A 22,882-nucleotide genomic window follows, 5' to 3' on the forward strand; every position below is an offset into this window, starting at 1 on the left:
ACAAGTGGCTTTGCGCAGAGTGTATTCACGGCGGACGGCGCAGGTCAATCCATTTTCTCAAGCGACTGTTTCATTCGTTGGAAGCCTGTTCTGCTGTGGCTTTTCGTCGCATGTGGCGCTTTTCGAGAGTTAATGTATACAAAAAAACAACTCATTGTGTTCTATTTGTTGCATCGGCCTGCGGCACAACCGCGCAGTCCATCCGCTTTCCCTATAACAAAATGAGGACTGCACCATGAGCGCTTTAACCTTGAAAGTGGCAGTCAACCTGACCAGTCAGGCCATCTCCGCCGCGCGTGCAATTTCCGCGGCCCCGTTGACCATCGCCGTGCTGGATGCCGGCGGGCATCTGCTCTCGCTGCAACGCGAAGACGGCGCCAGCCTGCTGCGACCGCAAATCGCCATCGGCAAAGCCTGGGGCGCCATCGCACTGGGCAAAGGCTCACGCCTGCTGGCGCTGGACGCCCAGCAACGCCCGGCATTTATTGCGGCTTTGAACAGCCTGGGGCAGGGCAGTGTGGTGCCGGCACCGGGTGGTGTGTTGATTCGGGATCAGGACGGGAATGTGCTGGGAGCGGTGGGGATCAGCGGGGATCTGTCTGATGTTGATGAGCAGTGTGCGATCAATGCGATTGAAGCGTTGGGGTTGCGGGCGGATGCGGGGGTTACTTCCTGATCTTTAGCGCCTGAACAGATGTAATCGCTAGCAGGCTGGCTCCCACAGGGGATTTTTGGACACTCGAGATCCACTGTGGGAGCTAGCCTGCTAGCTATAGCTATCGTCCAGACACATCCCGCTAAAAGTCTGCACATCCCTCCTGAATCCGCCGAGCTAGTCTTCTCATGATCAGCCCATGAGAGAGGCAAAGGATGCCTGAGTTACCTGCGTCACATCGCCTGCGACGCGGTCGCTACGCCGAGTCGAACCGAATTTATCTGTTGACCACCAATACGCTTGGACGAAAACCGGTGTTCGAGAATTTCGCGCTGGGTCGTTTGGTCGTGGATCAGTTTCGCAATACACAACATCAAGGCATGGCTAATTCGCTGGCCTGGGTTGTCATGCCCGATCATTTCCATTGGCTGGTCGAGTTACAGAAGGGGTCGTTGGGTGACCTGATGCAAAAGACCAAATCACTGAGCACCAAAGCGGTGAATCAGTTCACTGGCCGCAAGATCGCTCTCTGGCAGAAAGGCTTTCACGACCGGGCTCTGCGGCGGGAAGATGATTTGGTGAAGGTGGCGCGGTATGTCGTGGCCAACCCGTTGCGGGCTGGACTGGTGGAGAAGCTTGGCGACTATCCACTGTGGGATGCCATTTGGGTTTGAGCTGAAACCGAGTCGTCTTCATCGCTAGCAGGCTAGCTCCCACACTGGATCTGTGGCGGTCACAAATCCCCTGTGGGAGCTAGCCTGCTAGCGATAAAGTCAACGCAATATTAATGATCCGGCTCACACCCTTTAAGCACCAACCGAATAATCGTCCGCGCCGCCGCTTCATAATCGCTTTCATCCAGCTTGGCCTTGCCGGTAATGGCGGTGATCTGCCAGTCAAAGTCGGCGTAGGTCTGCGTGGCGGCCCAAATGCTGAACATCAGGTGGTTGGGGTCGATGGGGGCGATCTGGCCGCGGTCGATCCAGGTCTGGATGCAGTCGATGTTGTGCTTGGCCTGGCTGTTCAGTTGTTCGACCAGGTCGGCACTCAGGTGCGGGGCGCCGTGCATGATTTCGCTGGCGAACACTTTGGAGGCGAAGGGCAGGTCGCGGGAGATGCGGATTTTCGAGCGAATGTAGCCGCTCAGCACTTCGCTGGGCACACCGTCGGCGTTAAACGGCGTCGAGGCCTGCAGAATTGGCTCGATGATGCTTTCCAGAACCTCGCGGTAGAGGTTTTCCTTGGATTTGAAGTAGTAGTAGACGTTGGGCTTGGGCAATCCCGCCTTGGCTGCGATGTCACTGGTTTTGGTCGCAGCGAAGCCCTTGTCGGCAAATTCTTCACTGGCGGCACGCAGGATCAGTTCTTTGTTGCGCTCGCGGATTGTGCTCATAAACCAGGTAGTTCCTTGCCTGTTCTGGCGGTTGCGCATGGTAGCACCGGCCTCGCGCGGCGCTCAAGAATGCCCCGTGTGGCGCTCAGCCACGCTATGCTGCGCAGCATTCATTCAAGAAGGACACCTGATTCATGGCAGGAAGCAGTTTACTGTTGCTGATCGACGACATTGCCGCCGTACTCGACGACGTGGCGTTGATGACCAAAATGGCCGCCAAGAAAACCGCCGGCGTGCTCGGTGACGATCTGGCACTCAATGCCCAGCAGGTCAGCGGCGTGCGCGCCGAGCGGGAAATCCCGGTGGTCTGGGCGGTCGCCAAGGGCTCGTTTCTCAACAAACTGATCCTGGTGCCATCGGCGCTGGCGATCAGTGCGTTCATTCCGTGGCTGGTTACGCCGTTGCTGATGATCGGTGGCGCCTACCTGTGCTTCGAGGGTTTCGAGAAGCTCGCGCACAAGTTCCTGCACAGCAAGGCGGAAGACCAGGCCGAGCATGCGGAGCTGGTCGAAGCCGTGGCCGATCCGGCGGTCGACCTGGTGGCGTTCGAAAAGGACAAGATCAAGGGCGCCATCCGCACCGACTTCATTCTCTCGGCGGAAATCATCGCCATCACCCTCGGCACCGTGGCGGATGCATCGCTGACCCAGCAAGTCATCGTGCTTTCGGGCATCGCCATCGTCATGACCATCGGTGTCTATGGCCTGGTAGCCGGCATCGTCAAGCTTGATGACCTCGGCTTGTGGCTGACCCAGAAGCCCGGCCAGATGGCCAAAAGCATCGGCGGCGGGATTCTGCGCGCGGCGCCGTACATGATGAAAAGCCTGTCGGTGATCGGCACGGCGGCGATGTTCCTGGTGGGCGGCGGGATTCTCACCCACGGCGTGCCGGTGGTTCACCACTGGATCGAAAGCGTCAGCGCAGGGGCGGGCGGTGCCGGGTTTATCGTGCCGACTTTGTTGAATGCGGTGGCGGGGATTGTGGCAGGTGCAGTGGTGTTGGTGGCGGTGCTGGTTGTCAGCAAGATCTTCAAGGCGATTAGAAGCTGAGGTCGGGCACTATTTAAATGTGGGAGCGGGTTTGTGGTGTTTGACGTTCCGCGCATGAAAAAGGCCATTCGACTCCCATCGAATGGCCTTTTTTATTTCCGATGAATTATTCGGCGATCTGCAACTTACGCGACTCGGTGTACACGTAGCGCACCTTCTCATACTCGAACGGCGAGTTCAGCTGGCCATAACGGAAACCGGTCTGGTTGCGTTTGTCGATGCTGCGCAATACCCAGACTTCAGGATGGTTGGAGCTGACTTCGGCGACGTTCAGGAAGTTGATCGCGTTCTCGGCGGTGAAGTCCACGGCGAGGCCGCCGGTGTCGCGGATGTTGGACGGGCCGAGGATCGGCAGCACGAAGTAGGCGCCGCCCGGTACGCCGTAGAAACCGAGCGTCTGGCCGAAGTCTTCGCTCTGGCGCGGCAGGCCCATGGCGGTGGCCGGGTCCCACAGGCCGGCGATGCCGACGGTGGTGTTGAGCAGCAGGCGCGCGGTGGTTTCCATCGAACGCTTGCCCTTGAACTGCAGCAGGCTGTTCATCAGGTTCGGCACGTCGCCGAGGTTGTTGAAGAAATTGCTGACGCCGGTGCGCAGGAAACTTGGCGTGATGTAGCGATAACCGTCGACCACCGGCAGGAACACCCATTGGTCGAAGCGATAGTTAAAGTGATACACCCGGCGGTTCCACTCTTCCAGCGGGTCGTAGACGGCCAGCGCGCTGAGTGTCGAGCGTTCGAACTCACGCTGATCCAGGCCCGGGTTGAATTTCAGTTTGCTCAACGGCTCCTTGAAACCGTCATTGTCGATGACAACCGGTGCGTTGGCTTTGCTGTTGTCGGCATTGGCGACGCCTGCACAGAGTAACGCTGCGATGAGCAGGAGGTATTTAGCCACGGAAGAACTCCAGCATGGCGTCGCTGTTGACGCGGTAGTTAAGGTTGCCGCAATGGCCGCCCAGTGGATAAACAGTCAAGCGGTCGCCGAAGGTCTTGCGCAGAAAGCCGAGGTCCCCAGGACCGAGAATCACATCGTCAGCATTGTGCATGACCGCGATTTTCGGGCTGTCGTGCAGGTAATCCTTCAAGGCATACAGGCTGACCTGGTCAATCAGTTGCAGCAGGCTGCCGCCGTCAGTGCGCGCGCGCCACATCGGTATCACCTGTTCAGTGAGGTAGCAGTCGAAGTCGCACTGCAGCGCACGCTTGAGGTACGGCGTGAGACTGGTGCCTTCTGTGATGGGAGTTTTCGGTGGAGTGATCAGGCCGCGACGGTTGATCAGGTCCGAGGTAAAGGCGATGTCGGCGGCCGAGAAGCGGAATGAGGTGCCGATCAGCATGGCCATCTGTTCGTTGGTCAGGTGCTGCTTGGACTGCTGGAAGTCATAGAGCAGGGCATCGTTGAGGTCGATGTAGCCTTTTTGCTGGAAGTAGCGGGTCAGTTTGTCCAGCACCAGTTCATAGAACGTCGTGCTGTTGTTGATGCCCTTGACCTCTGTCTGGACGAGTCTGTCCAGGTTGGTGATCGAGGTGTAGAGGTTGACCGGCGGGTTGAGCAGCAAGACTTTCTTGAAGTTGAAACTGCGGCGGGTTTCGTCCAGATGCGCGACGAATGCGGCGTCCAGTGCACCCAGGCTGTAACCGGTCAGGTAGTAATCGGTGACGGCCACTTTCGGGTTTTGTGCCCGCACGGCCTGCATCACCCGGTACATGTCTTCGGCGTCATCCTTGGTGATACCGGGTGTGGCAAAGCGTGAAGCAGCGCTCATGAAGTCGAAGCTGGTGGGCGACGACAGTTGCACCACGTGATAACCGGCCTTGTAGTAGAGCTTTTTCAGGTATTCGTTAAGGCTGCTGTCATAGCGCGCGCCAGTGCCGGCGATCAGGAAGATCAGCGGGGCGGCTTTATCCTGGGTGGCGATGCGGTAGGTAAGTTTCTTCACCGGCCAGAAGTTGTCCGGCAATTCGAATTCACGCTCCGGGCGCAACGTGACGGTGCGGGTTTCCTGGTCGATGTCATCGTCCAGCGGCAATTCCGGACGCAGGTCCGGCGGTGTCGTCGCAATGGTGGCCTCGAACGGATTGGTCAAGGGGTAGCCATAACTGGCGGCGTCGATATCGACCGCCAGTGCGGACGCACTCAAAATAAGGCCGCCAAACAGGGCGGCGAAGCGCAAGGAACGGAGCATGACTAGATCCCTTAGAGAGAAAGGTGCCGGATGAAAGTTCGCAGGCTATGACCACAGGGGTTGCGCCAAAGTGCCATGCATCGGCACCAAACAGTCCTAATTTCGGAGTAATGGTAGCTGGACGATACACTTTGCGGCGATTGACTGCCCTGTTAACTGTTGTTAACGCTTGCGTCAGGCTGTCGGCAGATTAAGCTGGGCGCCGTTTTCGTTTATTGGAGTGCCTCATGTCCCGCCGTCTGCCCGTGATTCTGCTGCTTGTCCTGCTGCCTTTATGGCTGGCCGCCAGTTATGGCGCGCGTTATGGCTTCATGGAGGATGCGCAGTGGGTCGGTCTCTGCGTCGACGACGCAAGTCGCTGGGAATGCGTGGTCCGTTCGAACCTGGGCTTGATGATTCATTTCCAGGTGTTGGGCTGGGCGGCCCTGGCGGCAGCGGTGATCGGCTTTGTGTTGCCGGGCCGGGCAGGGTGGTGGTTGGCGGTGCTGGCGCTGGTGTTCGGGTTTCCGGCGCTGGCGTTGTACAACACGACGATGGCGGTGTTTGCGGTGGTGATTGCTGCTTTGCGTCTGGTCAGAGCTCCCCGCGTTGCCTGACAGTCAGTCTTCGCGGGCAAGCCTTGCTCCTACAGAAAATCGCGTATCCCCGTAGGAGCGAGGCTTGCCCGCGAAGAGGCCATCAGCCGCACTGAAAATTACGCCTTGCGAACCCGCAAACTGCGCCACAACGCCGCCACCATCAACACACTCACCAACGCCCAGCCCCAGGCCTGCTGGTTTTGCAAACCTTCGCGATACAACTGCGGCGCAATGCCAGCGCCGATGATGAAGGTCAGCAAGGCAATCTCTCGACGCGGCACGCTCACCGGACGGCACAGGTAAACCAGCGCCGGCAGGATGAACGCGACACTCGGAAAGCTGCGATAACGCGGATCGAACACCAGTTCCAGCATCATCACCGCCGCCGCAAAACCTGCCACCGCCAGCAACCAGCCCGCCCGACGCTCCAGCACAGTGAAGGCTTGCCCACGCCAGCCCGTGCGAGCACTCAATGTCAGCGCTGCATGCGCCAGCACCAACAGATTCAAACCCGTCAGCAAGGCGACCCACAACCATTCACTGGCAAACCGCGTGGTCACCCGCGCCAGATCGCCCCACGCGCCAATCGAGCAGGCCGCCAGCGCGCCCAGCAGTGGTAGAACCAGTGCCGCACGGGTGCTGCGTACGCGCCCGCCAAGGATCAGCGTACCGAGAAAAATCACTGCTCCCACCGCCAGCCATTGCGACCAGTACGGCACGTTCGACACCGGACCCGCCAGCACGCCCTTGTCCTGGCGATCAGCATCAAACAGCCCCCAGTAACCGCCGACCGCACCTTCACTGGCGCGTTTCCAGGGTTGGTCGAAGGCTTCGATCAGGTTGTAATGCCAACCTTCCTGTTCAGCGATGATGATAAATGCGCGAATGAACTTGGCTTCATTGACCCGGCTCGGCAGGGCGGTTTCACGCTGACGGCCTTCGCTCGGCCAGCCGGTTTCGCCAATCATCACGTCTTTGGGCGCGAATTTGTTGCCGAACACCTGACGCACTTCGCGAACATGCTGCAGCGCGGCGTCGATGTTCGAAGGATCATCCTCCCAGTACGGCAGCAAGTGGATGGTCAGGAAGTCCACCGCCGGGGCGATTTCCGGGTGTTTGAGCCAGAACTCCCAGACGTCGGCATAAGTGACAGGTTGCTTGACCTGGCTTTTGACCTTGTTGATCAGTCTGGCCAGCTGCGCGCCAGTGACTTCCTTGCGCAACAGCGCTTCGTTGCCGACGATCACCGACGTCACCACGTCCGGGTTGGCGTTGGCGGAGGCAATCAGCAAGTCGACTTCTTTCTCGGTGTCCACCGGGTTGCTGTTGACCCAGGCGCCGATCATTAACTTCAGGCCATGCTTGCGCGCCAGATCGGGCAGGGCCTCAAGGCCGGTCATGGAATAGGTGCGGATGCATTCGAAGCGGGTGGCCAGCAGGGCGAGGTCGGCGTCCATGCGCTCGGGACGCAACTTGAACGGCTGATCGAACGGCGATTGGTCTTTGTCGAATGGGGTATAGGAGGCGCATTGCAATTTGGGTTTGTGCGTCGCGATGGCCACGTCCGCCAGAATCACTGGTTTGCCGAGGCCATACCAGAAACCACCCAAGGCAAAAAGCCCCAGCAGGCAGGCAAATAAATAAGCAGAAAAAGGAAAGCGCGATGTCGCGGGCATGGTCAGGCCGTCTGGGAGCAAAGCCGCGCATGTTACCTGCAATTGCCCCGCGCTTGGTGGCCTGCATGATTTTGACATGCAAAGTTCGGGCGGATTGGCGGGAGCGTTAAAGGTGGTCGTGATTAATGGCGTTCTGATGTCGTTTCTCGATGCCTTGAGGTCGCAGACAGCACAGGTTCCGGTTGGCGTCAGGTTGATTATCGAGGCGTCAGTACCCTCGTTGATAAATCGCGCTGATGATCGAACGAGTTTGCGGTGAGGCGTGATGGGGGCGCTGTGCACCATAACAATACGTTGACGCGACTCGGCACCCGTCGAGCGCAGCACTTTCGGGGAAGTAACGATGAAGATGCGACGACTTTTAGGCGCAGGTGCCGCACTGGTGCTTGCGATCGGTTCGACAGTAGCCAGTGCCGATAGCAAAACCCTGAACATTGGTTACGTTGACGGCTGGTCTGACAGTGTTGCGACCACCCACGTGGCGGCCGAAGTGCTGAAGCAGAAGCTGGGTTATGACGTGAAGCTGCAAGCGGTCGCGACCGGGATCATGTGGCAGGGTGTCGCCACTGGCAAACTCGATGCCATGCTGTCTGCCTGGCTGCCGGTGACGCACGGCGACTATTGGGCCAAGAACAAGGATCAGGTTGTCGATTACGGTCCCAACTTCAAGGACGCGAAGATCGGCTTGATCGTTCCGGAGTACGTCAAGGCGCAAAGTATTGCCGACCTGAAAACCGATGACACCTTCAAGAATCGCATCGTCGGTATCGACGCCGGTTCGGGCGTGATGCTCAAGTCCGATCAAGCAATCAAGGACTATGGCCTGGACAATTACACCCTCAAGGCAAGTTCCGGCGCTGGCATGATTGCCGAACTGACCCGTGCCGAGAAGAAAAACGAGTCGATCGCCGTTACCGGTTGGGTGCCGCACTGGATGTTCGCCAAGTGGAAGCTGCGCTTCCTGGAAGACCCGAAAGGCGTCTATGGCGCAGCTGAAACCGTAAACAGCATTGGTAGCAAGGGCCTGGAAGCCAAGGCGCCGGACGCGGCCAAATTCCTGAAGAATTTCCAGTGGGCGTCGAAAGACGAAATCGGCGAAGTCATGTTGGCCATTCAGGACGGTGCGAAACCTGAAGCCGCCGCGAAGGATTGGGTCGCCAAGCACCCGGAGCGCGTTGCAGACTGGACCAAATAATCTGAGCTGACGCGTCTGGTCAGCACCTCTAAAGGCCCCTTGGCACAAATGCCAAGGGGCCTTTTGCTTTTCTGTAGGAGCGAGCTTGCTCGCGATGAATTTGAAAGCGACGCGTTTTCCAGTGCTGCGCGCGTTAACGTTCACCTCCATCGCGAGCAAGCTCGCTCCTAGAAATGGCGATTCTGTCATGTCGTTCTAATACTAAGGTCGTCTGGAACCAGTTCCGCAGCCGCATAAAGTGGATCACGTTGTAACTTCATCTGTGCTGCGAGGATAAAAACAATGAACGACAGCATTTACCTCTCGATTCAAAACAGCCCGCGCTTCAAGGAGCTGGTTAGTAAGCGAGAAAGGTTCGCCTGGATTCTTTCGGCGATCATGCTTGGGCTTTACTCCGGATTCATCCTTTTGATCGCTTACGGGCCGCATATTCTGGGCGCGAAAATCAGCCCTGAGTCATCGATAACCTGGGGCATACCGATCGGTGTCGGGCTGATTCTTTCGGCCTTCATCCTGACCGCGATCTACGTTCGACGCGCCAATGGCGAATTCGACGACCTGAACAATGCGATTCTCAAGGAGGCTCAGCAATGATCCGGCGTCTAATGGCTTTATTGAGCATCGCAGCGTTCGCACCGGGTGCCTGGGCGGCAGAGGCCTTGACTGGTGCAGTGACCAAACAACCGCTGAACGTCGCCGCGATCCTGATGTTCGTGGCGTTCGTCGGCGCGACTTTATATATCACTTACTGGGCCTCCAAGAAAAACAACTCGGCGGCCGACTACTATGCGGCCGGCGGCAAGATCACCGGTTTCCAGAACGGTCTGGCGATTGCCGGTGACTACATGTCCGCGGCGTCCTTCCTGGGTATTTCCGCGCTGGTGTTCACCTCCGGCTACGACGGCCTGATTTATTCGATCGGCTTCCTGGTGGGCTGGCCGATCATTCTGTTCCTGATCGCCGAGCGCTTGCGTAACCTGGGTAAATACACCTTTGCCGACGTGGCGTCCTACCGTCTCGGGCAAACCCAGATCCGTTCGCTGTCCGCTTGCGGTTCGCTGGTGGTGGTGGCGTTCTACCTGATCGCGCAAATGGTCGGTGCCGGCAAGCTGATCCAGCTGCTGTTCGGTCTCGACTATCACGTTGCAGTGATCCTGGTCGGTATCCTGATGTGTATGTACGTGCTGTTCGGCGGCATGCTGGCGACCACCTGGGTGCAGATCATCAAGGCTGTGCTGTTGCTGTCCGGTGCCTCGTTCATGGCGCTGATGGTGATGAAGCACGTCAACTTCGACTTCAACGCACTGTTTTCCGAGGCGATCAAGGTTCACCCTAAAGGTGAGGCGATCATGAGCCCGGGCGGTCTGGTGAAAGATCCGATCTCAGCGTTCTCCCTGGGGCTGGCACTGATGTTCGGTACCGCTGGCCTGCCACACATCCTGATGCGCTTCTTCACCGTGAGTGACGCAAAAGAAGCTCGCAAGAGCGTGCTGTATGCAACCGGCTTCATTGGTTACTTCTACATCCTGACCTTCATCATCGGCTTCGGCGCGATCCTGCTGGTCAGCACCAACCCGGCCTTCAAAGATGCGGCTGGCGCGCTGTTGGGCGGCAACAACATGGCGGCGGTGCACCTGGCCAACGCGGTAGGTGGCAGTATCTTCCTGGGCTTCATCTCGGCGGTAGCGTTCGCGACCATTCTGGCGGTGGTTGCCGGCCTGACCCTGGCCGGTGCTTCGGCGGTGTCCCATGACCTGTATGCCAGCGTGATCAAGAAAGGCAAGGCGAACGAGAAGGACGAGATCCGTGTCTCGAAAATCACCACCATCGCCCTGGCGGTGCTGGCGATCGGTCTGGGCATTCTGTTCGAAAGCCAGAACATCGCGTTCATGGTAGGCCTGGCGTTCTCCATCGCGGCGAGCTGTAACTTCCCGGTGCTGCTGCTTTCCATGTACTGGAAGAAGCTGACCACCCGCGGTGCGATGATTGGTGGCTGGTTGGGTCTGGTCAGTGCCGTAGGCTTGATGATCCTCGGGCCAACCATCTGGGTGCAGATCCTGCATCACGAGAAGGCGATCTTCCCGTATGAGTATCCGGCTCTGTTCTCGATGATCATTGCGTTTGTGGGAATCTGGTTCTTCTCGATCACCGACAAGTCGACTGCTGCGGATAATGAGCGGGCGTTGTTCTTCCCGCAGTTTGTTCGTTCGCAGACGGGTCTGGGGGCGAGTGGGGCGGTTTCGCACTAAGGCTTCGAGATTGTTTGTGTAAAGGTTGGGTTGAATAGAAATGCCCCGGTCGAGAGATCGGGGCATTTTTTATTGTGCGGTTATCGCCCTTTGTAGGAGCGAGACCGGCTTGCCGGCGAAGGCGGCCTGATAGCCGACCTGTCTTTTGTTGACCGAGTACATATCCATTCTTGCGGTCACGGCTGCTATTGGTTCCGCCCTTGCGGCGGGTTACTTGGAAGAGCGCCAAGTAACCAAGCGCCTGCGCCCCTGACGTACGGTGGCTCGCCTAGGCTCGCCATGCCCTCGCTCCGGTCCTGCTCCGTGGGCCCGCCGCCATCGGCCATCCATGGCCGGGGGCGGCTAACCCGGCATCCATGCCGGGTTGCCCACTGCGCAGAACCTGCGCTCGGCCTTCCGACGGGGCAGATCAAGATCAAAAGCCAGATCAAAAGCCAAAGCGAGGCGGCCTGATAGCCGACCTATTGTCCGTCGAGATCATCGGCGGTGAACACCCATGTCATGCCCGCCAAAAATCCCCTGTGGGAGCTAGCCTGCTAGCGATGGACGTCCAGACACCGCGTTCATACAGACCGGACGCGTTATCGTTAACGTACATCGCTAGCAGGCTAGCTCCCACAGGGGAAATGCATACACACGAAGAGCCAGGTCGGCCCGCAGGCCGCCTCGCGGTGCTGTGGCGGTAGTCGCCCCCTCGAGAGGCTTCGTTCCGGTTCTGCGCAGTGGGCAACCCGGCATGGATGCCGGGTTAGCCGCCCCCGACCATGGATGGCCGATGGCGGCGGGCCCACGGAGCAGGACCGGAGCGAGGGCATGGCGAGCCTTAGCGAGCCACCGAACGAAAGGGGCAAAAGCGCTTGGTTACTTGGCGCTTTTCCAAGTAACCCGCTGTAAGAGCGGAACCAATAGCCGCCGTTACCGCAGAAACGGATATACACACCACCAAAAAAAGCCAGTCGGCCCTAAGGCCGCTGCATCAGCACAAACAAAAACGGCCCCTATATAAATAGAGGCCGTTCTCGATACAACTCAAGACGTTATCGCAAGACAGGTCTTATTTGCGGTCTTCCAGCTTGGTGATATCACGCGACTCGTAGCCGGTGTACAACTGGCGCGGACGGCCAATCTTGTACGGGCTGGAGAGCATTTCTTTCCAGTGGGAGATCCAGCCGACAGTCCGCGCCAAAGCGAAGATCACCGTGAACATGCTGGTTGGAATGCCGATCGCCTTGAGGATGATCCCCGAGTAGAAGTCGACGTTCGGGTACAACGAGCGCTCGATGAAGTACGGATCGGTCAGGGCGATCTCTTCCAGGCGCATGGCCAGTTCGAGTTGCGGATCGTTGTTGATCCCCAGTTCCTTCAGCACTTCGTCGCAGGTCTGCTTCATCACGGTGGCGCGTGGGTCGCGGTTTTTGTAAACCCGGTGACCGAAGCCCATCAGCTTGAACGGATCGTTCTTGTCCTTGGCCTTGGCGATGTACTTGTCGATGTTCGAGACATCGCCAATTTCATCGAGCATGGTCAGAACAGCTTCGTTCGCGCCGCCGTGGGCAGGGCCCCACAGTGCAGCGATGCCGGCGGCGATACAGGCGAACGGGTTGGCACCCGAAGAACCGGCCAGGCGCACGGTGGATGTCGATGCGTTCTGCTCGTGGTCGGCATGGAGGATGAAGATCCGGTCCATGGCCTTGGCGAGTACCGGGCTGATCGGTTTGATCTCGCACGGGGTGTTGAACATCATGTGCAGGAAGTTTTCCGCGTATGACAGGTCGTTGCGCGGGTACATCATGGGTTGGCCCATGGAGTACTTGTAAACCATCGCTGCCAGGGTCGGCATCTTGGCAACCAGGCGGATCGCGGAGATTTCGCGATGCTGCGGGTTATTGATGTCCAGGGAGTCGTGGTAGAAGGCCGAGAGGGCGCCGACTACGCCGCACATGACGGCCATCGGGTGAGCGTCGCGACGGAAGCCGTTGAAGAACGTCTTCAGCTGCTCGTGAACCATGGTGTGGTTCTTCACGGTGCTGACGAACTGGGCCTTCTGCTCTGCGGTCGGCAGTTCGCCGTTGAGCAGCAGATAGCAGGTTTCCAGGTAGTCCGACTTTTCAGCCAGCTGTTCGATCGGGTAGCCGCGGTGCAGCAAAATGCCGTTGTCGCCGTCGATATAGGTGATCTTCGACTCGCAGGAAGCGGTCGACATGAAACCAGGGTCAAAGGTAAAACGGCCCGTGGCCGTCAGGCCCCGAACATCGATAACATCGGGACCAACGGTGCCGGTTAAAATGGGCAGCTCGACGGGGGCTGCGCCCTCGATGATCAACTGCGCTTTTTTGTCAGCCATGTGGCCTCCTATTTATGCTTGAAATCATCAGACAGACCCCCCACGCAGGGCCCGCACCACTATAGTGAGATAAATTCGAATGTCAATTTGCCTAAAGTCTTGCTCCAGAAGGCTTTAACCGGACTTTTTCCTCGAAATTGACTGCCATTTACGCCTTTTATCCAACTTGTGCAATCAGCTATTAGGGGGAAGGCGAACGCGTTGTCATTAGTAGCCTAACTGTCTATACTCGGCCACCGACCGCCAGGGGCTTTTGGGCCTGCTTTATTGGGGGTCGCATCCCTGGGTGGTGGTTACCTGACCAGTGCACTCCCCAACAACTTTGCCCTGATTGTTAGGGGCTCTTCAGTGTGAAAAAAGCCGTGAAAAGCCAACGACCTGTAAACCTAGACCTAAGGACCATCAAACTCCCCATCACCGGCGTTACGTCGTTTCTTCACCGTGTTTCCGGCATCATCCTCTTCCTGGGCCTTGGCTTCATGCTGTATGCATTGAGCAAATCCCTGGGTTCCGAGGAAGGTTTTGCCGACGTGAAGGCAACCTTGACCAGCCCTCTGGCCAAGTTCGTAGCATGGGGCCTCCTGTCCGCTCTTCTGTATCACTTGGTAGCCGGTGTGCGCCATATGATCATGGACATGGGCATCGGTGAGACGCTGGAAGGCGGCACACTGGGCTCGAAAATCATTATCGCCGTGTCTGCGGTGTTGATCGTTCTGGCGGGAGTTTGGATATGGTAACCAGCGTTACGAACCTGTCGCGTTCAGGCCTCTATGACTGGATGGCGCAGCGTGTGTCTGCGGTCGTTCTCGCGGCTTATTTCATCTTCCTGATCGGATACCTCGTTGCGAATCCGGGCATTGGCTACGACCAATGGCATGGCCTGTTCGCGCACAACGGAATGCGTATCTTCAGTCTGCTGGCCCTTGTGGCCCTGGGCGCTCACGCCTGGGTCGGCATGTGGACCATCGCGACCGACTACCTGACGCCGATGGCGCTGGGCAAGTCCGCGACTGCAGTACGTTTCCTTTTCCAGGCAGTATGCGGCGTTGCGATGTTCGCTTACTTCGTCTGGGGTGTGCAGATTCTCTGGGGTATCTGATTCATGTCTACTACAGTTAATACGCTTTCGTTCGACGCCATCATCATTGGCGGCGGCGGTGCCGGCATGCGCGCTGCGCTGCAACTGGCACAAGGTGGTCACAAGACTGCCGTAGTTACCAAGGTTTTCCCGACTCGTTCGCACACCGTATCCGCCCAGGGTGGCATCACCTGCGCCATCGCTTCGGCAGATCCGAACGATGACTGGCGCTGGCACATGTACGATACCGTCAAGGGTTCCGACTATATCGGTGACCAGGATGCTATCGAATACATGTGTTCCGTAGGCCCGGAAGCGGTCTTCGAACTCGAGCACATGGGTTTGCCGTTCTCCCGTACCGAACAGGGCCGCATCTATCAGCGTCCGTTCGGCGGTCAGTCGAAAGACTTCGGTAAAGGTGGCCAGGCCGCCCGTACGTGCGCCGCTGCCGACCGTACCGGTCACGCACTGCTGCACACCCTGTACCAGGCCAACCTGAAGGCCGGCACCGTATTCCTCAACGAATACTACGGCGTCGACCTGGTGAAGAACGAAGACGGTGCCTTTGTCGGCATGATCGTCATCTGCATCGAAACCGGCGAAACTTCCTACGTCCGCGCTAACGCCACCGTTCTGGCGACTGGCGGTGCAGGCCGTATCTACTCGTCCACCACCAACGCCCTGATCAACACCGGTGACGGCGTCGGCATGGCTCTGCGTGCTGGCGTGCCGGTACAAGACATTGAAATGTGGCAGTTCCACCCGACTGGCATCGCCGGCGCCGGTGTACTGGTTACGGAAGGCTGCCGCGGTGAAGGCGGTTACCTGATCAACAAGCACGGCGAGCGTTTCATGGAGCGTTATGCTCCGAACGCCAAAGACCTGGCGGGTCGTGACGTTGTTGCCCGTTCGATGGTTAAAGAAATCATCGCCGGCAACGGTTGCGGTCCGGATGGCGACCACGTAATGCTGAAACTCGATCACCTCGGTGAAGAAGTTCTGCACAGCCGTCTGCCAGGCATCATGGAACTGTCCAAGACCTTCGCCCACGTCGATCCAGCCGTGGCGCCGATTCCGGTCGTTCCAACCTGCCACTATATGATGGGCGGCGTTGCCACCAACATTCATGGTCAGGCAATCACTCAAGACGCTGAAGGCAAGGACCAGATCATTCCTGGCCTGTTCGCCGTAGGTGAAGTGGCGTGCGTATCGGTTCACGGTGCCAACCGTCTGGGTGGCAACTCGCTGCTCGACCTGGTGGTATTCGGCCGTGCCGCTGGCCTGTTCCTGGAGCAGACCCTGAAAGAAGGCGTTGATTACGCCCGTCCTCGCCAGTCCGACATCGACGCTGCCCTGGCACGTCTCGATGGCCTGAACTCGCGTACCGAAGGCGAAGACGTCGCTACTCTGCGTAAAGAGCTGCAAAGCTGCATGCAGAACTACTTCGGTGTATTCCGTACCGGCGAATACATGCAGAAGGGTATTGCCCAGCTGGCTGATCTGCGTGGCCGTATCGCCAACGTCAAGATCAACGACAAGAGCCAAGCGTTCAACACGGCTCGTATCGAAGCCCTGGAACTGCAAAACCTGCTGGAAGTGGCCGAAGCCACTGCCATCGCTGCAGAGATCCGCAAAGAGTCCCGCGGTGCTCACGCCCGTGAAGACTACGAAGATCGCGACGACGAAAACTGGCTGTGCCACACCCTGTACTTCCCGGGTGACAAGCGCGTGACCAAGCGTGCTGTGAACTTCTCGCCGAAGACTGTTCCGACTTTTGAACCTAAGATTCGGACTTATTAAGGGTGGCCGCCATGTTGCAAGTCAGTGTTTATCGCTACAACCCTGATCAGGACGCTGCGCCGTTCATGCAGGAATTCCAGGTCGATACCGGTGGTAAAGACCTGATGGTGCTGGACGTGCTGGCCCTGATCAAAGAGCAGGACGAAGGTTTCTCCTATCGTCGCTCTTGCCGTGAAGGCGTTTGCGGTTCCGACGGCATGAACATCAACGGCAAAAACGGTCTGGCGTGCGTCACGCCGCTGTCTTCTGTCGTAAAAGGTAACAAGCTGATCGTTCGTCCGCTGCCAGGTTTGCCGGTTATCCGTGACCTGGTCGTCGATATGAGCATCTTCTACAAGCAATACGAGAAGGTTAAGCCATTCCTGCAGAACGACACGCCGGCTCCGGCCATCGAGCGTCTGCAGACTCCGGAAGAGCGTGAAAAGCTCGACGGTCTGTACGAGTGCATCCTGTGCGCTTGCTGCTCGACCTCTTGCCCGTCCTTCTGGTGGAATCCGGACAAGTTCCTGGGTCCAGCTGCTCTGCTGCAAGCGTACCGCTTCCTGGCAGACAGCCGTGACACCAAGACTGCCGAGCGTCTGGCTTCTCTTGATGACCCGTTCAGCGTATTCCGCTGCCGCGGGATCATGAACTGCGTCAACGTTTGTCCGAAAGGCCTGAACCCGACTAAGGCCATCGGTCACGTACGTCACATGTTGCTGCAAAGCGGCGTGTGATTCAGCAGTACCCGTAGGACCGCTGTACCCGTAGATGCTGCGGCGCAGGCTTCAACCGGCGCCGTAGTTTTAACCTGAGCAGCAGCTCACAAAGCTGCCGCTCTTATTTTGAAGAAATGAGACAAGCAGGGGCATCCGGGCTGGTACCCGGACTATCAGCGTGATCCTAAGTGGCTTGTTTTGGTCGCTGCATTCGGACTTCTGCAAGTTTGCTCGGTGTCGACGCCGGTGGTGTTCCCCTAACCGAGGGTGACCAAGCATGCAAGAAAGCGTGATGCAGCGCATGTGGAACAGTGCCCACCTTTCAGGTGGAAACGCTGCCTATGTGGAAGAGCTTTATGAGCTCTACCTGCACGACCCTAACGCTGTGCCAGAAGAGTGGCGCACCTACTTTCAGAAGTTGCCTGCTGACGGCAACTCTGCCACCGATGTTTCGCACTCCACAATTCGCGATCATTTCGTCTTGCTGGCAAAGAACCAGCGCCGCGCACAACCGGTTTCCGCCGGCAGCGTGAGCAGTGAGCACGAGAAGAAGCAAGTTGAAGTGCTGCGATTGATCCAGGCCTACCGTATGCGTGGCCACCAGGCAGCCCAGCTTGACCCGCTGGGGCTGTGGCAGCGTCCTGCACCTGCAGACCTGTCGATCAATCATTACGGCTTGACCAATGCCGATCTTGATACGACCTTCCGTGCCGGCGACCTGTTCATCGGCAAAGAGGAGGCGAGCCTACGCGAAATTCACGAAGCGTTGCAGCAGACATATTGCCGCACCATCGGCGCTGAATTTACGCATATCACCGATTCCGAGCAGCGCCAGTGGTTCCAGCAGCGTCTGGAAAGCGTGCGTGGTCGTCCGACGTACTCCGCCGACATCAAGAGCCACCTGCTTGAGCGCGTTACTGCCGGCGAAGGTCTGGAAAAATACCTGGGTACCAAATACCCGGGCACCAAGCGTTTCGGTCTGGAAGGCGGCGAGAGCCTGATTCCGATGCTCGACGAGCTGATCCAGCGTTCCGGTTCCTACGGCACCAAGGAAATCGTCATTGGCATGGCCCACCGTGGCCGTCTGAACGTGCTGGTCAACACCTTCGGCAAGAACCCGCGCGAGCTGTTCGACGAGTTCGAAGGCAAGAAGAAGGTCGAGCTGGGTTCCGGTGACGTTAAATATCACCAGGGCTTCTCGTCCAACGTCATGACCACCGGCGGTGAAGTTCACCTGGCCATGGCGTTCAACCCGTCCCACCTGGAAATCGTATCTCCAGTGGTCGAGGGTTCGGTTCGCGCCCGACAGGATCGTCGTAACGACCCTACCGGTGAGAAGGTTCTGCCGATTTCCATCCACGGTGACGCGGCATTCGCCGGTCAGGGTGTGGTCATGGAAACCTTCCAGATGTCGCAGACCCGCGGTTTCAAGACCGGCGGCACCGTGCACATCGTGATCAACAACCAGGTCGGTTTCACCATCAGCAACCCGCTGGACTCGCGTTCCACCGAGTACGCGACCGACGTTGCGAAGATGATCCAGGCGCCGATCCTCCATGTGAATGGTGATGATCCGGAAGCCGTGTTGTTCGTGACCCAGCTGGCCATCGATTACCGCATGCAGTTCAAGCGTGACGTGGTGATCGACCTGGTCTGCTACCGTCGTCGTGGCCACAACGAGGCCGACGAGCCAAGCGGCACCCAGCCTCTGATGTATCAGCAGATCACCAAACAGCGCACCACCCGTGAGCTGTATGCCGATCGCCTGACTCAGAGCGGTGTGCTGGACGTTGAGCGTGTTCAGGCGAAAGTCGATGAATACCGCAACGCGCTGGACAACGGTCTGCATGTTGTAAAAAGCCTGGTCAAAGAGCCGAACAAAGAGTTGTTCGTGGACTGGCGTCCGTATCTGGGCCACGCCTGGACCGCGCGTCACGACACGCGTTTCGATCTGAAGACCTTGCAGGAACTGTCTGCCAAGCTGCTGGAAATTCCGGAAGGCTTCGTGGTTCAGCGCCAGGTCTCGAAGATCTACGAAGACCGTCAGAAAATGCAAGCCGGCGGCCTGCCGATCAACTGGGGTTACGCCGAAACCATGGCGTACGCGACCCTGGCGTTCGAAGGTCACCCGATTCGCATGACGGGTCAGGACATCGGTCGCGGTACGTTCTCGCACCGTCACGCTGTCTTGCACAACCAGAAAGACGCGAGCAGCTACATTCCGCTGCAGAACCTGTACAACGGTCAGCCACGCTTCGACCTGTACGACTCGTTCCTGTCGGAAGAAGCGGTTCTGGCGTTCGAGTACGGTTATTCGACTACCCAGCCGAATGCCCTGGTTATCTGGGAAGCCCAGTTCGGCGACTTCGCCAACGGTGCCCAGGTGGTTATCGACCAGTTCATCACCAGTGGCGAGCACAAGTGGGGCCGTCTCTGCGGTCTGACCATGCTGTTGCCGCACGGTTATGAAGGACAGGGCCCGGAGCACTCTTCGGCTCGTCTGGAGCGTTATCTGCAGCTGTGCGCCGAGCACAACATTCAGGTAGCCATGCCGACTACGCCGGCCCAGATCTATCACTTGCTGCGCCGTCAGGTGATTCGCCCGCTGCGCAAGCCGTTGATCGTCCTGACTCCGAAGTCGCTGCTGCGTCACAAGCTCGCCATATCGACCCTGGAAGATCTGGCGGAAGGTTCGTTCCAGACCGTTATCCCGGAAATCGATGCACTGGACCCGAAAAAGGTCGAGCGCATTGTTCTGTGTAGCGGCAAGGTCTACTACGACCTGCTGGAAAAACGCCGTGCCGAAGGTCGTGATGACATCGCCATCGTGCGTATCGAGCAGCTGTACCCATTCCCTGAGGACGACTTGAACGAAGTCCTGGCTCCTTACACCAACCTCAAACATATCGTTTGGTGTCAGGAAGAGCCGATGAACCAGGGTGCCTGGTACTGCAGCCAACACCACATGCGCCGCATCGTTGGCAATCACAACAAGTCGCTCGTACTCGAATACGCCGGCCGTGATGCTTCTGCTGCACCTGCATGCGGTTATGCATCGATGCACGCTGAGCAGCAGGAAAAACTGCTGCAAGACGCCTTTACTGTTTAACGCCTTCGCGCACCTGAAACCGAATTTAAGGACCCACAGATAATGGCTATCGAAATCAAAGCCCCCACTTTCCCGGAATCGGTTGCCGACGGCACCGTTGCCACCTGGCACAAAAAACCGGGCGACGCTGTAAAGCGTGACGACCTGATCGTCGACATCGAAACCGACAAGGTTGTACTGGAAGTGTTGGCTACTGCTGACGGCGTGCTGGGCGCTATCGTCAAGAACGAAGGCGACACCGTTCTGTCCGACGAAGTCCTGGGCTCGATCGAAGCGGGCGGCGCTGCTGCCGCTGCTCCGGCTGCCGCTGCTGCTCCGGCCGCTGCACAGGCTGCTGCTCCTGCCGCCGAAGGCGAAGACGATCCTGTTGCTGCACCGGCTGCTCGCAAGCTGGCTGAAGAAAACGGCATCAACATCGCTTCCGTTGCCGGCACCGGCAAAGGCGGTCGTGTGACCAAGGAAGACGTGGTCGCTGCTGTTGCCGCGAAGAAAGCCGCTCCGGCTGCCGCGCCTGCCAAGGCTGCTGCTCCTGCTGCCGCTGCTCCTGTGTTCGCCGCTGGCGACCGCATCGAGAAGCGCGTACCGATGACCCGCGTTCGCGCTACCGTGGCCAAGCGTCTGGTAGAAGCCCAGTCGAACATGGCGATGCTGACCACGTTCAACGAAGTCGACATGACCGAAGTCATGGCCCTGCGTTCGAAGTACAAGGACCTGTTCGAGAAGTCCCACAACGGCGTACGCCTGGGCTTCATGTCGTTCTTCGTGAAAGCGGCCACCGAAGCGCTGAAACGCTTCCCGGCTGTCAACGCGTCGATCGACGGTGCCGACATCGTTTACCACGGCTATGCCGACGTCGGTGTAGCTGTTTCCAGCGACCGCGGTCTGGTTGTACCGGTTCTGCGTAACGCCGAACTGATGAGCCTGGCTGAAATCGAAGGCGGCATCGCGACCTTCGGCAAGAAGGCTCGCGACGGCAAACTGTCGATGGACGAAATGACCGGCGGTACGTTCACCATCACCAACGGTGGTACCTTCGGTTCGATGATGTCGACTCCGATCGTCAACCCGCCGCAAGCGGCAATCCTGGGCATGCACAACATTCTGCAGCGTCCTATGGCGATCAACGGTCAGGTCGTGATCCGTCCGATGATGTACCTGGCTCTGTCCTACGATCACCGTCTGATCGATGGCAAAGAAGCTGTGACCTTCCTGGTTACCATCAAGAACCTGCTGGAAGACCCGGCTCGTTTGCTGCTGGATATCTGATAGAAGCAGCTGCAGGTTTCAAGCTTCAAGCTGCAAGCAATTGCAGCTTGGCTTGAGGCTTGCGGCTTCAAGCTTGTTGCCAAAAGAGGATTTTTTGAATGTCGCAGAAATTTGACGTAGTAGTGATTGGCGCGGGCCCTGGCGGCTACGTGGCTGCCATCAAAGCAGCGCAACTGGGCCTCACCACTGCCTGCATCGAGAAATACACCGACAAGGAAGGCAAACTGGCCCTCGGCGGTACTTGCCTGAACGTCGGCTGCATTCCATCCAAGGCGCTGCTGGACAGCTCCTGGAAATACAAGGAAGCCAAAGAAGGCTTCGCGATCCACGGTATCAATCACGCTGGCGTGACCATGGACGTGGCCGCAATGGTTGGCCGCAAAGCCAACATCGTCAAAGGCCTGACCTCTGGTGTTGCCACCCTGTTCAAGGCGAACGGCGTCACTTCCCTGCAAGGCCACGGCAAACTGCTGGCCGGCAAGAAAGTAGAACTGACCAAGCCGGACGGCAGCGTTGAAATCATCGAAGCCGAGAACGTGATTCTGGCTTCGGGCTCGCGTCCGATCGACATTCCACCGGCTCCGGTTGACCAGAAAGTAATCGTCGATTCGACGGGCGCACTGGAATTCCAATCCGTACCCAAGCGTCTGGGCGTTATTGGCGCTGGCGTTATCGGTCTGGAGCTGGGTTCGGTCTGGTCGCGTCTGGGCGCTGAAGTCGTTGTTCTGGAGGCACTGGAGAAATTCCTGCCTGCCGCTGACGACGCAGTTTCCAAAGAAGCCTACAAAACCCTGACCAAACAAGGTCTGGACATCAAGCTGGGCGCTCGCGTCACCGGTTCCAAAGTGAACGGCGACGAAGTCGTTGTGAACTACACCGATGCCAACGGCGAACAGAACATCACTTTCGACAAGCTGATCGTTGCCGTTGGTCGCCGTCCAGTGACCACCGAACTGTTGGCTGCCGACAGCGGTGTGACCATCGACGAGCGCGGTTTCGTATTCGTTGACGACCAGTGCGCCACCAGCGTACCGGGCGTTTACGCGATCGGTGATGTGGTTCGCGGCATGATGCTGGCGCACAAGGCGTCCGAAGAAGGCATCATGGTGGTTGAGCGCATCAAGGGCCACAAAGCCCAAATCAACTATGACCTGATCCCGTCTGTTATTTATACTCACCCGGAAATCGCGTGGGTCGGCAAAACCGAGCAGACCTTGAAAGCAGAAGGCGTTGAAGTTAACGTCGGCACTTTCCCGTTCGCAGCCAGTGGCCGTGCCATGGCAGCCAACGATACCGGCGGTTTCGTTAAAGTCATTGCCGATGCCAAGACTGACCGTGTATTGGGCGTCCACGTGATTGGCCCGAGCGCTGCAGAACTGGTTCAGCAGGGCGCGATCGGTATGGAATTCGGCACCAGCGCTGAAGACCTGGGCATGATGGTTTTCTCCCATCCGACCCTGTCTGAAGCCTTGCACGAAGCAGCTTTGGCTGTGAATGGCGGCGCCATCCACATCGCCAACCGCAAGAAGCGTTAAGACAATAAGAAACCACGGCGGTATGGCCCGTCGTGAGCCTTGCATGCAAGACTCACCGCGGAATATCCGCT

The 22,882-nt window shown here is 58.2% G+C and carries 19 protein-coding genes; 14 read left to right on the forward strand and 5 right to left on the reverse strand.

All coding sequences use genetic code 11. The features are described from left to right. Positions 1-235: 235 nt before the first annotated feature. Both ACA066_RS08185 and ACA066_RS08190 read left to right on the forward strand, forming a co-directional pair. Positions 236-676 (forward strand): GlcG/HbpS family heme-binding protein, encoded by a 441-nt coding sequence (locus ACA066_RS08185; protein ID WP_497698805.1) that lies wholly within the window; start codon positions 236-238, stop codon positions 674-676. 194 nt (positions 677-870) lie between these two features. Then, complete coding sequence (locus ACA066_RS08190; RefSeq protein ID WP_497698806.1) at positions 871-1,329, forward strand: REP-associated tyrosine transposase; 459 nt, start codon at positions 871-873, stop codon at positions 1,327-1,329. Positions 1,330-1,439: 110 nt separating this feature from the next. On the opposite strand, the gene ACA066_RS08195 is transcribed toward ACA066_RS08190, so the two are convergent. Further along, on the reverse strand, positions 1,440-2,048 hold the full coding sequence (locus ACA066_RS08195) for a TetR/AcrR family transcriptional regulator (RefSeq protein WP_497698807.1): 609 nt from the start codon (positions 2,046-2,048) through the stop codon (positions 1,440-1,442). Between the two features lie 134 nt (positions 2,049-2,182). On the opposite strand from ACA066_RS08195, the gene ACA066_RS08200 reads away from it, so the two are divergent. Beyond that, complete coding sequence (locus tag ACA066_RS08200) at positions 2,183-3,097, forward strand: DUF808 domain-containing protein (protein WP_497698808.1); 915 nt, start codon at positions 2,183-2,185, stop codon at positions 3,095-3,097. Between the two features lie 106 nt (positions 3,098-3,203). On the opposite strand, the gene ACA066_RS08205 is transcribed toward ACA066_RS08200, so the two are convergent. Both ACA066_RS08205 and ACA066_RS08210 read right to left on the reverse strand, forming a co-directional pair. Continuing rightward, complete coding sequence (locus ACA066_RS08205; RefSeq protein WP_497698809.1) at positions 3,204-3,992, reverse strand: MlaA family lipoprotein; 789 nt, start codon at positions 3,990-3,992, stop codon at positions 3,204-3,206. Next, complete coding sequence (locus tag ACA066_RS08210) at positions 3,985-5,283, reverse strand: serine/threonine protein kinase (protein WP_497698810.1); 1,299 nt, start codon at positions 5,281-5,283, stop codon at positions 3,985-3,987. Before ACA066_RS08210 ends, ACA066_RS08205 begins: the two co-directional genes overlap by 8 nt. 227 nt (positions 5,284-5,510) lie before the next feature. Between ACA066_RS08210 and ACA066_RS08215 the strand changes: the two genes are divergently transcribed. Continuing rightward, positions 5,511-5,879 carry a hypothetical protein gene (locus tag ACA066_RS08215; protein WP_497698811.1) on the forward strand — a complete coding sequence of 123 codons (369 nt, stop codon included), beginning with the start codon at positions 5,511-5,513 and terminating at the stop codon, positions 5,877-5,879. A gap of 98 nt (positions 5,880-5,977) precedes the next feature. Here the strand turns inward: ACA066_RS08215 and ACA066_RS08220 are convergent, their stop codons facing one another. Then, positions 5,978-7,537 (reverse strand): glycoside hydrolase family 17 protein, encoded by a 1,560-nt coding sequence (locus ACA066_RS08220; protein WP_497698812.1) that lies wholly within the window; start codon positions 7,535-7,537, stop codon positions 5,978-5,980. A gap of 343 nt (positions 7,538-7,880) precedes the next feature. On the opposite strand from ACA066_RS08220, the gene ACA066_RS08225 reads away from it, so the two are divergent. The 3 genes from ACA066_RS08225 to ACA066_RS08235 all read left to right on the forward strand — a co-directional run bounded on the left by ACA066_RS08225 (position 7,881) and on the right by ACA066_RS08235 (position 10,981). Next, positions 7,881-8,732 carry a glycine betaine ABC transporter substrate-binding protein gene (locus ACA066_RS08225; RefSeq protein WP_497698813.1) on the forward strand — a complete coding sequence of 284 codons (852 nt, stop codon included), beginning with the start codon at positions 7,881-7,883 and terminating at the stop codon, positions 8,730-8,732. A gap of 282 nt (positions 8,733-9,014) precedes the next feature. After that, positions 9,015-9,326, forward strand: coding sequence for a DUF485 domain-containing protein (locus tag ACA066_RS08230; RefSeq protein ID WP_017337238.1), 312 nt, complete (start codon positions 9,015-9,017; stop codon positions 9,324-9,326). Continuing rightward, on the forward strand, positions 9,323-10,981 hold the full coding sequence (locus ACA066_RS08235) for a cation acetate symporter (RefSeq protein WP_497698814.1): 1,659 nt from the start codon (positions 9,323-9,325) through the stop codon (positions 10,979-10,981). Before ACA066_RS08230 ends, ACA066_RS08235 begins: the two co-directional genes overlap by 4 nt. A gap of 1,054 nt (positions 10,982-12,035) precedes the next feature. On the opposite strand, the gene gltA is transcribed toward ACA066_RS08235, so the two are convergent. After that, entirely contained in the window at positions 12,036-13,325 is a 1,290-nt protein-coding gene (gene gltA / locus ACA066_RS08240; RefSeq protein WP_497698815.1) for a citrate synthase, read from the reverse strand. Between the two features lie 350 nt (positions 13,326-13,675). Between gltA and sdhC the strand changes: the two genes are divergently transcribed. The 7 genes from sdhC to lpdA all read left to right on the forward strand — a co-directional run bounded on the left by sdhC (position 13,676) and on the right by lpdA (position 22,811). Next, entirely contained in the window at positions 13,676-14,062 is a 387-nt protein-coding gene (gene sdhC, locus ACA066_RS08245) for a succinate dehydrogenase, cytochrome b556 subunit (RefSeq protein ID WP_438660792.1), read from the forward strand. Continuing rightward, the gene (gene sdhD / locus ACA066_RS08250) at positions 14,056-14,424 is read left to right on the forward strand and encodes a succinate dehydrogenase, hydrophobic membrane anchor protein (RefSeq protein WP_007959040.1); all 369 of its coding nucleotides are present in this window, start codon (positions 14,056-14,058) and stop codon (positions 14,422-14,424) included. The genes sdhC and sdhD overlap by 7 nt, the downstream gene beginning before the upstream one ends. Before the next feature lie 3 nt (positions 14,425-14,427). Next, on the forward strand, positions 14,428-16,203 hold the full coding sequence (gene sdhA, locus ACA066_RS08255) for a succinate dehydrogenase flavoprotein subunit (protein WP_084322330.1): 1,776 nt from the start codon (positions 14,428-14,430) through the stop codon (positions 16,201-16,203). A gap of 11 nt (positions 16,204-16,214) precedes the next feature. After that, positions 16,215-16,919, forward strand: coding sequence for a succinate dehydrogenase iron-sulfur subunit (locus ACA066_RS08260; protein ID WP_145319064.1), 705 nt, complete (start codon positions 16,215-16,217; stop codon positions 16,917-16,919). A gap of 259 nt (positions 16,920-17,178) precedes the next feature. Beyond that, positions 17,179-20,010, forward strand: a complete 2,832-nt coding sequence (locus ACA066_RS08265) for a 2-oxoglutarate dehydrogenase E1 component (protein WP_497698816.1) — start codon at positions 17,179-17,181, stop codon at positions 20,008-20,010. A 42-nt stretch (positions 20,011-20,052) separates the two neighbouring features. Next, entirely contained in the window at positions 20,053-21,276 is a 1,224-nt protein-coding gene (odhB, locus tag ACA066_RS08270; RefSeq protein WP_497698817.1) for a 2-oxoglutarate dehydrogenase complex dihydrolipoyllysine-residue succinyltransferase, read from the forward strand. A gap of 98 nt (positions 21,277-21,374) precedes the next feature. Beyond that, positions 21,375-22,811, forward strand: coding sequence for a dihydrolipoyl dehydrogenase (gene lpdA / locus ACA066_RS08275; protein WP_497698818.1), 1,437 nt, complete (start codon positions 21,375-21,377; stop codon positions 22,809-22,811). Positions 22,812-22,882: the final 71 nt, after the last annotated feature.

This window comes from Pseudomonas sp. LBUM1651 (assembly GCF_059716135.1).

What these genes read in the sequence shown, in the direction of transcription:
- sdhD (WP_007959040.1), top strand. Translation starts at nt 14,056, where the DNA reads ATGGTAACCAGCGTTACGAACCTGTCGCGTTCAGGCCTCTATGACTGG.
- ACA066_RS08260 (WP_145319064.1), top strand. Translation starts at nt 16,215, where the DNA reads ATGTTGCAAGTCAGTGTTTATCGCTACAACCCTGATCAGGACGCTGCG.
- ACA066_RS08225 (WP_497698813.1), top strand. Translation starts at nt 7,881, where the DNA reads ATGAAGATGCGACGACTTTTAGGCGCAGGTGCCGCACTGGTGCTTGCG.
- lpdA (WP_497698818.1), top strand. Translation starts at nt 21,375, where the DNA reads ATGTCGCAGAAATTTGACGTAGTAGTGATTGGCGCGGGCCCTGGCGGC.
- ACA066_RS08230 (WP_017337238.1), top strand. Translation starts at nt 9,015, where the DNA reads ATGAACGACAGCATTTACCTCTCGATTCAAAACAGCCCGCGCTTCAAG.
- odhB (WP_497698817.1), top strand. Translation starts at nt 20,053, where the DNA reads ATGGCTATCGAAATCAAAGCCCCCACTTTCCCGGAATCGGTTGCCGAC.
- ACA066_RS08190 (WP_497698806.1), top strand. Translation starts at nt 871, where the DNA reads ATGCCTGAGTTACCTGCGTCACATCGCCTGCGACGCGGTCGCTACGCC.
- ACA066_RS08210 (WP_497698810.1), bottom strand. Translation starts at nt 5,283, where the DNA reads ATGCTCCGTTCCTTGCGCTTCGCCGCCCTGTTTGGCGGCCTTATTTTG.
- ACA066_RS08215 (WP_497698811.1), top strand. Translation starts at nt 5,511, where the DNA reads ATGTCCCGCCGTCTGCCCGTGATTCTGCTGCTTGTCCTGCTGCCTTTA.
- ACA066_RS08265 (WP_497698816.1), top strand. Translation starts at nt 17,179, where the DNA reads ATGCAAGAAAGCGTGATGCAGCGCATGTGGAACAGTGCCCACCTTTCA.
- ACA066_RS08220 (WP_497698812.1), bottom strand. Translation starts at nt 7,537, where the DNA reads ATGCCCGCGACATCGCGCTTTCCTTTTTCTGCTTATTTATTTGCCTGC.
- ACA066_RS08195 (WP_497698807.1), bottom strand. Translation starts at nt 2,048, where the DNA reads ATGAGCACAATCCGCGAGCGCAACAAAGAACTGATCCTGCGTGCCGCC.
- ACA066_RS08200 (WP_497698808.1), top strand. Translation starts at nt 2,183, where the DNA reads ATGGCAGGAAGCAGTTTACTGTTGCTGATCGACGACATTGCCGCCGTA.
- ACA066_RS08235 (WP_497698814.1), top strand. Translation starts at nt 9,323, where the DNA reads ATGATCCGGCGTCTAATGGCTTTATTGAGCATCGCAGCGTTCGCACCG.
- sdhA (WP_084322330.1), top strand. Translation starts at nt 14,428, where the DNA reads ATGTCTACTACAGTTAATACGCTTTCGTTCGACGCCATCATCATTGGC.
- ACA066_RS08185 (WP_497698805.1), top strand. Translation starts at nt 236, where the DNA reads ATGAGCGCTTTAACCTTGAAAGTGGCAGTCAACCTGACCAGTCAGGCC.
- gltA (WP_497698815.1), bottom strand. Translation starts at nt 13,325, where the DNA reads ATGGCTGACAAAAAAGCGCAGTTGATCATCGAGGGCGCAGCCCCCGTC.